Genomic DNA, 12,590 nt, shown 5'->3' on the forward strand with positions numbered 1-12,590 from the left:
GGGCCAAGCTGCGGTTCGAGCTCCAGCGGGCGGCTCCCGGGCCATTCGCAGGGCCGCCCGATCCAGAGGCCCGAGCCCGAGGCCGCATGCAGCGCCGCGCGCCCGATCCGGTCATCGCAGAGGATGCCATAGCCCGGACGCCCGTCCTGCACCTCGCGCGCCGCCGACAGGCACAGCTCCTTGAACGCCCCGCCCTTCTCGAGGGTGTAGCCCGGCATCTCTTCGAGCTGCATCCGATGATCGAAGGCGAAGACCCGGTAATCCGGCCAATCGGGCAGAGAGCGCGTATGGCGGTTGGTGGACCAGTGGATCTGCTCCAGCTCCGCATCGTTGCGCAGATCGGGCTGCTTCACGCCGCGTTTGAGGAAGAATTCCAGCTCGGTCAGCGACGGATAGGCGGGCGTGCAGCCATGGCGCGAGACCGCGAAGGCCCCGCAGGCATTGGCGTATTCCAGCGCCTTCGGCCAGCTCTCGCCATCGAGCCAGCCCTTCATCAACCCCGAGAAGAACCCGTCGCCTGCGCCCAGCACGTTGAACACCTCGATCGGGAAGCCCGGACCGGTCTGGCCGTCATCGAGGCTGTCGGGAATATCGCCCTCGAAAGCCACCGCGCCGGCGGCCCCGCGTTTGCAGACCAGCGTAGCATTCGAGACTTTGCGCACCGCACGCAGCGCCGTAATCGTGTCGGTCGAGCCGCCCGCGATGTGGAACTCCTCTTCGGTGCCCACGATCAGGTCGAAATGGTGCAGCACCTCCTGCAGCTTGGACGTGACTTCGGCGCTTTCCACGAAGCGGCTCTCGCCCTCGCCATGCCCCGCCACGCCCCAGAGGTTCGGGCGGTAGTCGATGTCGAGCGCAGTCTTCGCCCCATGCTTGCGGGCCAGTTCCAGCGCCTTCAGGACAGCCGCCCGCGTGCGCGGATGCGACAGATGCGTGCCGGTCGCGAGCACGCTCCGCGTCTGCGCGATCAGCGCCTCGTCGATATCCTCCTCGCTCAGAGCCATATCCGCGCAGTTCTCGCGGTAGAAGATCAGCGGGAACTGCTCTTCATCACGAATGCCGAGGATCACCAGCGCCGTCAGCCGCTCCGGGTCCGTCTTCACGCCGGTCACATCGACACCCTCGCGCAGCAACTGCTCGCGGATGAAGCGGCCCATATGCTCGTCGCCGACCCGCGTGATGAGGCCGGAGCGCAGCCCCAGCCGCGCCGTCCCGCAGGCGATATTCGTCGGAGACCCGCCGATATACTTCTCGAACGAGCCCATATCCTCCAGACGCCCGCCAATCTGCGCGCCATACAAATCCACGCCGGCCCGGCCAATCGTGATCACGTCGAGGTTTTTCATGCGGGTCTCCTTGGATTGCGCCCCGGCGTGTCGGGGGCCGGTGAAGGGGGCATCCTTCATGGGATTGAATGCGGGCGCGGCGTCGCGCCCGCAGCAGGTCAAAGCTGGCCGCGAATGTAATCCATGCTGGCTTGCAACGCGGCTTTAGGATCGGCGAGGTCATGCACTTCCGCCGCAAAAGGTTCGAAGCTGAACGGGCCATCATAGCCTGCCGCCAGAAGCGCCTTGACCTGAGAAATGTTTTCCAGCCGATCTTGGTCGTCCACGAGAACGCGGTGTGCGTCGAGCATTGCGTCGATCCCGATCTCTGGATCAGTCACGCCCGAGATATGCACCAAACCGGTGCGGCCCGGATAGAACTCGGTTTCGGAGGCAAGATGATGGTGGAACGTGTCGTGCATCAACTTGTAGGTGCCATCCGCCCCCGCCTCGGTGATCGCCGAGAGTGCAGCTGCCTTGCTCCGAAGCGAGGAAATCGGAAAACCTAGCGGTTCTACGAGGCCGGTCAGATCACGCTCGGTCAGAATTGGCTTCATCGCATCGAGCGCGGCTACGACATGACTGTGCTCGACCTGCTTGCCGTCGTTGAGCGGGCACATGACCAGCGCCTGGGCCCCACATTCGGCGGCGTAGTCAGCCATCTTCAGCGCACGCTCAGGCAGGTCTCCCGACCAAACATTGAACGGGTAGAGCGCGTTGATCGACAGGATCGTGACGCCCGCCTTTTCGGCCTCGGCACGCACATCCGAGGCGGACATGCTACCCAGAACATCGGGCAGATCATTGCGGATTTCGACGTCAGAACAGCCGAGCTCGTTCACCATCGCGAAAAATTCGGCGAGCGGAAGCTTGGGCGCAGAGATGTGGTTAATTGCGAAGCGCATGGGAGACGTCCTCAGTTGTAAAGTGCCGGACGATCCGGATAGTTGATATCGATCGTCGCGCCTTCGTCTTCCTGCGCTGCCACGCAGGCATCCGAGGTGACGGCGGCCATGTAACCATCCCAAGCTGACGGCCCTTCGACGGTGCCGGTGGCGGCGGTGTCGACAAAGTTCTGAAGCTCCGTGTCGAAGGCTTCGACGAAGCGTCCTTTCCAGTCAGTAAGGATGGGATTTTGCAGTTTGGCATTCTTGCGCATCACCACAGACATCGGCTCGGGCAGGCGCGCAACGCCCTCTTCGCCGACAACTTCGCACTGGATGTCGTAGCCGTATTTGCAGTTCACGAAGATCTCGGTGTTGATGACGACACCTTTTTTGGTGATCAGCGTCACGATTTGCGGATCGCGTAGTTTGGCATGGCTTGCCGAGCAGGTCCGCGGGAAGGTCACGCGGGTCGCGACATAGTCGTCATCGAGCAGCCAGCGGAACGTATCGATCTCGTGAATCAGCGTGTCGTGGATCGCCATCGGCGTCACGTATTGCTCCGGCACCGTGGGATTGCGATGCGCGGCATGGACCATCAGCGGTGCGCCGAGTTCAGAGTTCAGCGTGTCTTTGAGCTGGTTGTAGCCCTTGTCATAGCGGCGCATGAAGCCGACCTGAACTAGGCGTTTGCCGTGTTCGACTTCGGCTTCGACGATCCCCTTGGCACCCTCGGCAGTCGTGGCGAGGGGCTTTTCGCAGAAGACAGGTTTGCCGGCGGCGATGGCGGCGAGGACATATTCCTCATGGGTTGCGCCCCAAGAGGTGACGAGAACGGCATCGACTTTGTCCGATGCGATCAGTGCCTGACCACTTTCGAAGATCTCAGCGTCTGGCGCGAGATCGTCACGCAGCGCTTTCGCGCCTTCGAGATTGACATCTGAGAACGCGACGACCTCGCCACCCGTCAGCACTTGCTGGATCCGGCGCGTGTGATCGCGACCGATCATGCCCGTTCCGATCACTCCAATTTTGACAGTCATGTCTTTGACCTTCACTTATAATGTTTGTCGATGAGGCGCTGCATCTCTGCGCGCATAAACTTGCCGGATTCGTCCGCCTTCTCTTCCCAGGCGAAGACGCAGGCGGTCATGATGCCGTCGAAGCCGATTTCGGCGAGCGTCTTGTAGAAATCGTCCCACGGCACTTCGCCCTGCCCGATGTTGAGGTGCTGGTGAACGCGCGCACTCGAGCCGGGCGGGTTGATGATGTAGCGGAGGCCCGAGCTGGCCTTGTGGTTGAAGGTGTCCGCGATATGGACATGGGCCAGAACGTCGGCGCATTCGCGCAGCATCGCGACCGTGTCATCGCCGAAATAGAAGGTGTGCGGCGTGCAGTAGAGGAAACGCACGTTCTTCGAGTTCACGGTGCGGATCAGGTCCACCGAGGGCTGCAGCGTCTCGACCCAGTCTTCCGGGTGCGGCTCGATGTTGAGCTGGATACCCTCGCGCTCGAAGATCGGCACCAGTTCTTCCATCGAGCGCCACCATGCGTCCTCGCAGGCTTCGATCATCGAGCCGGTGTGGCAGCAATAGCAGGTGCCCTTGTCGGGATGCGGACCGCGGCCGAATTCCGAGTTCATCGTGTCGACTTCCATCTCCACGGCGATCTCGATAGCGCGCTTCCAGTGACGCACGGCGGCCTTGCGCTCTTCCTCGTCATTCGAGGCCCAGCGATACATCGGCAGCAGCGTGGCGATACCGACATCGGCGTCCTTCAGGGCTTTCTTGAAGCTCTTGATGCGGTCGGGGAAAACGCGCGGCGCCTTGAACCATTCGAGGAAATCGCCACGGGGCGACAGCTCGATCCAGTCGTAGCCAAGCTCTTTGACTTTCGACGGCATCTCTTCAAGCGAGAGGTGGCGATGCATAAACGGGTCGAGGGCGATTTTCATATCTGTCTCCTGTCTGCGGCCGGAGCACACGGGGAGTGCCCGCAGTCGTGCGAGCCCCGGGCTCCCGGCGTGTCTGCTGGCGGCTTAGGCGTCGGCCAGTTCGTATTCGGGCTGCGTCTTGGCGCCGGTGATATAGGCCACGACGTCCTGACCGTCGGTGTCTTCCTTGCGCAGGTTCGCGCAGATCCGCCCCCGCCGCCAAACGACGATCCGATCACACAACTCCATCACCTGCCGCATGTTGTGGCTGATCAGAATCAGGGGTTCGCCCTGCTCTTTCAGCGTGCGGATGATGTTCTCGACCTGCGCGGTCTCTTGAACACCAAGCGCCGCCGTCGGCTCATCCATGATGGTCAGCTTCGAATGGAAGGTTGCGGTGCGCGCGATGGCCACACATTGCCGCTGACCGCCCGACATGTTCTGGATCGTGTTGCGGATATTGGGAATTTTCACCCCGGTCTTTTCCAAGCCCCGCAGCGTCGCCTCGCGCATCCCCTTATAGTCCAGGATTGAGAATGGGCCGAGCTTGAACTTGATCATCTCACGCCCGAGGAACAGGTTGTCGGGCACGTCGAGATGGTCGGCCAGCGCGAGGTTCTGGAACACCGTCTCGATCCCTGCCTCGCGCGCCTCGAGCGGATTGTCGAAGTTCCGGTATGCGCCATCGAACCAGACCCGGCCGCTTGTCTTTTGTTCTACCGCGGTGATCTGGCGGACGAACGTCGACTTGCCGGCCCCATTATCGCCCATGATGGCGACATGTTCGCCCTTACGTATTTCGAAGTTGCAGTCGACCAGTGCATGCACACCGCCATAATGCTTGGTCAGGCCTTCGGTGCGAAGCACGACATCGTCGGAGATGTGGCCGTGATGCGGCATGTTTTCACCCGAGATATTGGTTTGAAGATCGCTTGCCATGATAAGTCTCCGTCAGCTGCGTGCGGCTGCGCGGCGCTGCCGCCATTGGTCGAGCGCCACGGCACCCACGATGATCGCGCCCTTCACCATCTCCTGGTAATAGGCGTCGAGCCTGAGGAAGGTGAAACCCGAGATGATGACACCGAAGATCAGCGCACCCAGCACCGTCCCGATGACCGAACCGCGCCCACCCTGCAGGCTGATCCCGCCGATCACGGCCATCGCGATGGCGTCGAGCTCATACATCAGTCCCATACCGGCCTGCGCCGTCAGGTTCTTCGAGCTCAGCACGATCGCTGCCACACCCGCCAGCATCGCGGCGATCGTGTAGACAAGCAGCTTGTGACGGTCGACCTTGATACCCGACATACGTGCCGCCGCCTCATTCGAACCGATCGCGTAGGTGTGCTTTCCATAAACGGTATGGCGCAGGATCAGGTGAAACAGGATCGCCAGGACGATGAAGATGAAGACCGGCATCATCCCTTTGCCGATGGCCGCATAGCTGTCGGTGGGGAAGGAAACCGGCTGACCTTTGGTCCACCATTTCGCGACACCTCGCGCCGCGACCATCATGCCGAGAGTGGCGATGAACGGCGGAATTTTGGTGTATGCGACAAGGGCACCGTTGATCAGGCCTGCGATCGCGCCGCAGCCGATCCCAACGGCAATCGGAAAGATCACCGGTAGGTCAACCAGACCGTGATCGAAGAAGATTGCACGTGTATTGGGGCTACCATTGAGCGTCCCAGCTTGGGCGAAACTCATTGCAATCATCGCCGTAGCCCCGACGACGGAGCCCGAGCTCAGGTCGATGCCGCCAGTCAGGATGACCTGTGTCACGCCAAGCGCAATGATCCCGGTGATTGAGACCTGAAGGATGATGATCTTGAGGCGCGGTTCGTTGAACAGCGTGTCCACGTTGTCACGCGTGTTGAACAGGAAGCTGTCATGCATCAGCAATCGTCCGAGAATCTCGAAAACGACAATGATTAGCACCAGCGCGAGGAAGACGCCCATCTCGGGCGGCCAGTTGCGTTTCGACGTGTCGAAGGACAGTCCCCCGACGCCATGCGACGTATCCGACATGGATCATCTCCTTGTCGCGACCCAGATGTGTCGGGTCGCTGTCCTGTTGCGAAATATGAAAGGCGGCACGCGCATGGGGCACGCGCCGCCCCTCGGGAGGAACCGAGATCAGTTCTTCTTGATGTATTTGTCGATGTTGTCCGGGGTCACCAGCTCGAAGGGCACGTAGACCTTGTGATCAACATTCTCGCCCTTCGCGAGCTTGAGAGCCGCGTCGAGCGCACCAGCGCCCTGCCCGGCTGCATTCTGGAACACAGTCACATCCAGATCACCCGCCTGCATCGCCTGCAGAGCATCCTGCGTCGCGTCGATACCACCGACGACGACATCCTTCATGTCGATACCTGCCGACTTCATCGCCTGGATCGCACCGATCGCCATCTCGTCATTGTTCGAGATGAGGCCGTCGAAGGAAGCCCCGGTCGATATCCAGTTGGTCATGAGATCCTGCGCTTCGTCCCGCGACCAATTAGCGGTTTGCTCGTCGATGATGTTGAGCTTGACCGAGCATTTGCCTTGTTCGATCACGTCGTGAATGTCTTTGGTGCGCTGAACCGCTGCTTGGTTCGACAGTTCGCCCATCATAACATAGACGTTCGCTTCCTCTTTACCCATCGCCTTGAGGTCGTCGCAAACCTGAATCGTTTCCAGCGTTCCGGATTCACGCTCGTCGGAGGCCACGAAAGCCTGATTGTCGGGCAGCGTGTCGACGTTGATCGGCTGCCGGTTCACGTAAACCAGCGGCACGCCGGCGCTTTCGGCGGCTGCGGTCATCGCCTGCGTTGCGGAGGTGTCGACCGGGTTCACGATGATCGCATCCACGCCAGACGCGATGAAGTTGTTGATCTGGTCGAGCTGTTTAGCCACGTCGTTCTGCGCGTCTTCGACCTGAAGGTCCACACCATCCATCGAGTCCGCCTGATCGATCATGCCGTTGCGCAGAACGGTCAGGAAGTTGTCGTCGAATAGCGCCATCGAGACGCCGATATTCTCGGCCGAGGCCGAACCTGCCATCGCGGTAAGAACCGCAGTCGTGATCAGAAACTTCTTCATACTTTCTCCTCCACTGTCGCCCGCATTTCGGGGACCGATAAGACGCAGGTTTCCACCGACCAGACACGGTCGTTCATCACCGAATACGGCGACGATCTTTGCCTGAATGCGGCTGAACCTCCCTTGGATCACGCTCCTCCAGCGCAACCTCGAGCAGGAGATTTGCCGATACGCATCGTTGGGTCAACGAAAGATCCAGCTCAAATCCATCATTTATGATAGGAAATGATCGGCTATCTGATAGCTTTCTATCATAACTCCGGCGAGCTAGAGAGATTCTGGCGTCCAGACCTGTATAGGCAGAAATCGCTGCCCTGGCGTTTCCGCCATGCCGTGCTCGACCGCACTCACCATCGAAGTGACGAGTTCCCCGCAGATATCCTTCAACGGTGTGGCAAACACGATTGAGACGACGCGGTCCTGAAGAGCCTGCCGGGTCTCGTCGGTCAATTCATTAACGAAAAGTGTCACGTCGCGCGCGCGCTTGGTCTCGCGAAGTGCTGTGATTGCGCCTTCCATTCCTCCGCCTGCACAATAGAGCCCCACCAAATCGCGATGTGTCTCGAGCATCTCGCAAGTCGCTTCGTATGTGATCTGGCGCGTTTCGAGGTTGATCTGCGGGTTAAGCAGCTCGAACCCCGGAGCGTGTTCACGGAGAGAAGAACGAAATCCGGTCTCGCGCAATTCGTGGCCGTGATAGCGGTGCCCGCCGATAAAGATTCCGATCTTGCCGCGCTGGGGGGCGAGGCGTGACATTAGCCAACCTGCAATGCGCCCAACCTTCAAGTTATTGGTGCCAATATAGGATTCACGAACCCCTTGGGCGAAGTCAGAGAGAAGGGAAAAGGTTGGAATGCCGCGCATGCGCAAATCATTCACCGCCGACGTGACTTCGTGATGGTCTAACCCGGTCGCTGCAACCGCTTGAACCTTCCCGCTCACCGAGCGCAAGAGCTCGGCAAGCTCACCGGGCAGCGTGGTCTCAGCAAAGCGGATGGTCGCGCGTAGACGATGTGTCGTGACCGCCGCTAGCGTCGCCTCAATTTGCGCTGCAAACTCACGATAGAATGCATGACGCTCCTTCTGGAGGATGATCCCGAAGTGCATCTCAGGTTGATCTGCAAGTATGCGAGAACGGATCGCGTTCGCGCCATGAAAGCCAATTCGCCGCGCAGCCTCGTGCACTTTCAATGCAGTCTCTTCGCGCACCTTGAGCCTTCCACTGAGCACACGATCGACCGTTGCAACACTGACACCTGCCTCCAGAGCGAGGTCTTTAATTGTGACGCGGGCCATCTACTCCCCCTACTGAGATTTGATATGATTACATCACGGCTTGCGGGGGGTGCTGCAAGTTCTTTTCAGCCAATGAAGATGTAGGCTCAGAAATCGCATGACTGCTCGAAGGACGCTGCTTCAACCGACCAGGAAGTATCAACGGGGCAGCGAAAAGGGCAAATCCACAGAAGTGAATCGCCAATCCGTGGCGACCATCTTTTGTCCAGTATCTCAGAAAGTCGCGGCACCGGCGCGAGTTCCCTTTTAGACTTGTCTGGGCTGCTGAAAAGCAGGAGCGTCTCAGAAGACGACACTTGCGTTGACCTTACCGAGTACCACTAAATCTAGAAAGTGCTTGCACGAATCTAGTTGCTCGGGCAATAGTCTCGAAAAATAACGCGCGGATACATAAAAAACGCGCCCACGGATCGGAGCAGACATGAGCGAAGTAGATCAGGATCTAGACATCGCCATCGGGCACTATGCGGAACTTCTCGCGTCGAACCTGTATGCTCAACGCGCTGCCCACTTCCCGCCGGATGCAAAGAAAGTAATGCGCACGTTAACTAGCGGCGAAGCCGCTGAACTCTTGGGTGTCGATCATACTTATCTTCGGAAGCTTCATCGAGAAGGAAAGATCGTTGACGTCGAGACGACGGCAGGAAGTCACCGCCGCTATACGCTCGACGATATATGGGAAATTCGGCAAACGCTTGAAGGAAATGCGAAAAAGCCCGGAACCTACGTGCTTGGACGTCGCGAAGGTGACGAACTTCAAGTGGTTTCAGTGGTGAACTTTAAGGGTGGGTCAGGCAAAACGACGACGTCTGCTCACCTAGCTCAACGCTTGGCGCTTAAGGGGTACAGGGTTCTTGCGATCGATCTCGATCCCCAAGCCTCCCTTTCAGCTCTCCATGGGATCCAGCCGGAACTCGACCTTATGGAGGGCGGAACCCTCTATGATGCCGTTCGCTACGACGATCCGATTCCGATTGGTGAAGTAATCCGCAAGACCTACATCCGCGGCCTTGACCTCATCCCGGGCAACCTCGAACTCATGGAGTTCGAGCATGAGACGCCTGCTGCGATCCAGCGAGGAGGAGCGAAGGCGTTCTTCGCGAGAGTTCATGACGCACTCGATAGTGTTGAAGCAAACTACGACGTTGTCGTGATCGACTGCCCCCCGCAGCTTGGTTTCTTGACGATGTCAGCACTTTCCGCGTCTTCGGGTGTCCTCGTGACGGTTCACCCGCAGATGCTTGACCTTATGTCGATGTCTCAATTCCTGCGGATGACTGCGGATCTCTTGGGAGTAATCAGGGATGCAGGCGCAAATCTGCGCTTCGATTGGCTGCGCTTTTTGCCAACGCGATACAAAGTCGGCGATGCGCCGCAGACCGAAGTGATCGCCTTCATTCGTGGGCTGTTTGGAAGGTCGGTCTTAACCAATCACATGGTTGAATCGACCGCAATTTCTGACGCTGGCTTGACCAAACAAACGCTCTATGAAGCTGACAAGAAGGACTTTACGCGTCAGACGTTTGATCGTGCGATCGAATCCATGAACGCAGTGAACGATGAGATCGCTGAAATCATCCAGAACACATGGGGTCGGAATGGCAAGAACGCCTAAACTTGGCCTGCCGCTGCAGACCCTTCGCAACGCTCCTGACGCACTTGAAGGGCGCCGACTGCGTGGCGGTGTATTTGAGATCGATCCGTCGCAGATTGTTACCGAAGGACGATTGGATGACAGGCTTCAGATTGAAGTTGAGGGCCTGAAGAACTCTATTTCCAAGAACGGTCAGCGTGTACCTGTCTTGGTTCGCCCACTGGAAGGTGATCGCTACAACCTGATTTATGGCCGCAGACGCCTGGAAGCATGTCGCGAGCTCGGGATCAAAGTTCGAGCCATCGTCACTGAAGTCGAGGGTGATCAAGCGCTTCGAGATCAGCTTCTCGAGAACCAAGAGCGTCGTGATCTGAGCTTTATTGAGCGTGCGCTTGTTGCGACGGCGCTTATGGATGGTGACCATTTGGAAGGGCCTGAGCGCACCAATCGCGGTGTCGCCGAAGTCCTTAACCTCCACGAAGCTGGGGTTTCACAACTCGTGAATGTGGTTCGGACGATCGGCGAGGAACTCATCCAGGCAATTGGTGCAGCTCCTGGGATTGGTCGCCCGAGATGGGAAGAGCTCAAAAAGGCTTTGGGTGCCTACGACGGTGATCGTGACCAACTGCAAGCCGAAGCTCATGCAGCCAAGTCCGAAAGTTTCGGCTCGGTCGATGAGGTTTCTGATCGTGCGTTTCTCGCAGTTCTGGCGGCTGCGAAGAGCGCGGAGAGGAAGGCATGTCCGCCTCGCAAAGGCGCGCCTGCTTTGGAGATCCCCGGCGTCGGAACTGCGACTGTTAAGACCGGTCGCCAAGGCAAGCAGCTAAAACTCGATCTGACTACGGATGAGCCTGATTTTGTCAGCTGGTTGGAGGGCAATGCCTCAAAGCTGATGGCCGAGCTTCATGAGCGCTGGAAGCGTTCAGGAGACTGAGGAAGAGCAACCAACAAGAAGGAGGCACGATACAGGCAAAAAAGGAAAAGGCCCCGAGAAGCTAGCTTCACGAGACCTTTGTAAGGTTTCGCACCGGGATCAGCCCGCTACAAAATCTCAGTTTTCGCACTTCTGAATGTAGCGTGCTGGCCCAGACCCCGCAAGCGCAAAGCGATTCGCGGGCCGTAGAAATTTTGCCTTCGTGAACGTTTTCATGGAATACACACCGATTTCGCCGTTTATGCGGCCGATTTCGCACGCCCATCTGCGCGTGATCGAGCAACCCGAGGCATCTATTCCGGCCAGACCCGTTAACAAGTGGGAACTCCTACGTGAGCTCTCCAAGGCGCAAGCGGCCTTCGGCGTGTCGGAACGTGATTTGACTGTTTTGCAGGGGCTCCTCAGCTTCTTTCCAGACGATGCACTTGGCGGGAACGCCGAGATGGTAGTCTTCCCCTCCAACAAGGCGATCTGTGAGCGCCTGAATGGTATGCCCTGCTCCACGATGCGTCGTCACCTCGCGCGTCTTGTCGAGGCTGGCTTTCTCCAGCGGCGCGATAGCCCAAATGGGAAGCGCTACGTCCGCAAGCATGGGGAAGAGCGCGTAGCCTTTGGTTTTGATCTTTCTCCCCTCTATTGCCAGTCTGAGGAGATCGCGCGGGCCGCAGAGGCGGTGCGTGAGGCTGAGGAGCGTGTCAGGCGCCTTAGAGAGGCCGTGAGTCTCATGCGACGCGATCTCGCGGCCCTAGCGGAGTTCGGAGAGGAGATCCAGCCGGGCCTTAGCCTCTGGGATCAGTTTCGCGACAAGGCAACCCTCATAGCGCGCGACCTTCGCCGCAAGCTTTCGATTGAGGATTTGTTGATCTATCGAGCCGATCTTGAAGCCCTCCTTAACCGAGCACGTGACATCATTGATGGCCCTGAAACAGAAAAAATGAGCACCAATGATGCCCGATTTGAGCGCCACCATCATAATTCAAATAAAGAATCTATAGATCTTGAACCTGCTTTAGAAAAAAGCGGCGCGGTAGCCGGCGCGCCAGATGTGTATATGGATGAGCCTCTGGCTGACGTTGATGAACAGGACACAAGACATCATTTGCCAAAGATCCCGCTCCACCTAGTGATCACTGCATGTCCATCGCTCAAAACCTTCTATCAAGGCGAAATCCGGCATTGGCATCAGCTTTTCGACGCGGCGTGCCATGTGCGGCCAGCCATGGGGATCAGTGCATCTGCGTGGGAAGAAGCGCAGCGATTCATGGGGCCGGAGCAAGCATCGATCGTAGTTGCTGCGATGCTGGAACGGTTTGAGGACATCAGATCGCCTGGCGGATACTTGCGAGCTCTGACTGGCAAAGCTGCGGCCGGTGAGTTTTCCTGTGGGCCAATGGTCATGGCATTGATTGGGCGACGATCTGCAGCTTAACAGCTGTTAAGGTCAGAGACCGCGGACTTTTCCGCCACCTCGGGACTGGCGACTTAACAGCTGTTAAGGGCCTGCTTCGGGAACGTCAGAATATAAGAGGGAAAGGTTTGTTGG

General features: G+C 58.5%; 11 protein-coding genes. 3 read left to right on the top strand and 8 right to left on the bottom strand.

Annotation, left to right across the window (positions count from 1 at the left end; all coding sequences use genetic code 11):
- The 8 genes from iolC to BMI85_RS19895 all read right to left on the bottom strand — a co-directional run.
- Window positions 1–1,346, bottom strand: a 1,346-nt coding sequence (gene iolC, locus BMI85_RS19860; RefSeq protein ID WP_078602517.1) for a 5-dehydro-2-deoxygluconokinase, incomplete at its 3' end; no start/stop codon positions are given.
- Between the two features lie 98 nt (window positions 1,347–1,444).
- Window positions 1,445–2,230, bottom strand: coding sequence for a TIM barrel protein (locus BMI85_RS19865; RefSeq protein ID WP_078602518.1), 786 nt, complete (start codon window positions 2,228–2,230; stop codon window positions 1,445–1,447).
- 11 nt (window positions 2,231–2,241) lie between these two features.
- Window positions 2,242–3,252 (bottom strand): Gfo/Idh/MocA family oxidoreductase, encoded by a 1,011-nt coding sequence (locus tag BMI85_RS19870; protein WP_078602617.1) that lies wholly within the window; start codon window positions 3,250–3,252, stop codon window positions 2,242–2,244.
- Window positions 3,253–3,263: 11 nt separating this feature from the next.
- Window positions 3,264–4,163 (bottom strand): sugar phosphate isomerase/epimerase, encoded by a 900-nt coding sequence (locus BMI85_RS19875; RefSeq protein WP_078602519.1) that lies wholly within the window; start codon window positions 4,161–4,163, stop codon window positions 3,264–3,266.
- Window positions 4,164–4,247: 84 nt separating this feature from the next.
- Window positions 4,248–5,024, bottom strand: a complete 777-nt coding sequence (locus BMI85_RS19880; protein ID WP_078602618.1) for an ATP-binding cassette domain-containing protein — start codon at window positions 5,022–5,024, stop codon at window positions 4,248–4,250.
- A gap of 69 nt (window positions 5,025–5,093) precedes the next feature.
- Entirely contained in the window at window positions 5,094–6,170 is a 1,077-nt protein-coding gene (locus BMI85_RS19885) for an ABC transporter permease (protein ID WP_078602520.1), read from the bottom strand.
- Window positions 6,171–6,278: 108 nt separating this feature from the next.
- Window positions 6,279–7,223 carry a sugar ABC transporter substrate-binding protein gene (locus tag BMI85_RS19890; protein ID WP_078602521.1) on the bottom strand — a complete coding sequence of 315 codons (945 nt, stop codon included), beginning with the start codon at window positions 7,221–7,223 and terminating at the stop codon, window positions 6,279–6,281.
- A gap of 267 nt (window positions 7,224–7,490) precedes the next feature.
- Window positions 7,491–8,519, bottom strand: coding sequence for a LacI family DNA-binding transcriptional regulator (locus BMI85_RS19895; protein ID WP_078602522.1), 1,029 nt, complete (start codon window positions 8,517–8,519; stop codon window positions 7,491–7,493).
- A gap of 421 nt (window positions 8,520–8,940) precedes the next feature.
- Here BMI85_RS19895 and repA point away from each other — a divergent pair, with 421 nt between their 5' ends.
- The 3 genes from repA (at window position 8,941) to repC (ending at window position 12,476) form a co-directional block, all read left to right on the top strand.
- Entirely contained in the window at window positions 8,941–10,134 is a 1,194-nt protein-coding gene (repA, locus tag BMI85_RS19900) for a plasmid partitioning protein RepA (protein WP_078602523.1), read from the top strand.
- Window positions 10,118–11,047, top strand: a complete 930-nt coding sequence (repB, locus tag BMI85_RS19905) for a plasmid partitioning protein RepB (RefSeq protein ID WP_078602524.1) — start codon at window positions 10,118–10,120, stop codon at window positions 11,045–11,047. The genes repA and repB overlap by 17 nt, the downstream gene beginning before the upstream one ends.
- A 214-nt stretch (window positions 11,048–11,261) precedes the next feature.
- Window positions 11,262–12,476: a plasmid replication protein RepC gene (gene repC / locus BMI85_RS19910; protein ID WP_078602525.1), complete on the top strand. Its 1,215-nt coding sequence runs from the start codon at window positions 11,262–11,264 to the stop codon at window positions 12,474–12,476.
- Window positions 12,477–12,590 lie beyond the last annotated feature (114 nt).

The organism is Thioclava sp. DLFJ4-1, from assembly GCF_002020145.1.
Classification (GTDB): Bacteria; Pseudomonadota; Alphaproteobacteria; order Rhodobacterales; family Rhodobacteraceae; genus Thioclava; species Thioclava sediminum.

What these genes read in the sequence shown, in the direction of transcription:
- BMI85_RS19890 (WP_078602521.1), bottom strand. Translation starts at nt 7,223, where the DNA reads ATGAAGAAGTTTCTGATCACGACTGCGGTTCTTACCGCGATGGCAGGT.
- repB (WP_078602524.1), top strand. Translation starts at nt 10,118, where the DNA reads ATGGCAAGAACGCCTAAACTTGGCCTGCCGCTGCAGACCCTTCGCAAC.
- repA (WP_078602523.1), top strand. Translation starts at nt 8,941, where the DNA reads ATGAGCGAAGTAGATCAGGATCTAGACATCGCCATCGGGCACTATGCG.
- BMI85_RS19885 (WP_078602520.1), bottom strand. Translation starts at nt 6,170, where the DNA reads ATGTCGGATACGTCGCATGGCGTCGGGGGACTGTCCTTCGACACGTCG.
- BMI85_RS19865 (WP_078602518.1), bottom strand. Translation starts at nt 2,230, where the DNA reads ATGCGCTTCGCAATTAACCACATCTCTGCGCCCAAGCTTCCGCTCGCC.
- BMI85_RS19870 (WP_078602617.1), bottom strand. Translation starts at nt 3,252, where the DNA reads ATGACTGTCAAAATTGGAGTGATCGGAACGGGCATGATCGGTCGCGAT.
- repC (WP_078602525.1), top strand. Translation starts at nt 11,262, where the DNA reads ATGGAATACACACCGATTTCGCCGTTTATGCGGCCGATTTCGCACGCC.
- BMI85_RS19895 (WP_078602522.1), bottom strand. Translation starts at nt 8,519, where the DNA reads ATGGCCCGCGTCACAATTAAAGACCTCGCTCTGGAGGCAGGTGTCAGT.
- BMI85_RS19875 (WP_078602519.1), bottom strand. Translation starts at nt 4,163, where the DNA reads ATGAAAATCGCCCTCGACCCGTTTATGCATCGCCACCTCTCGCTTGAA.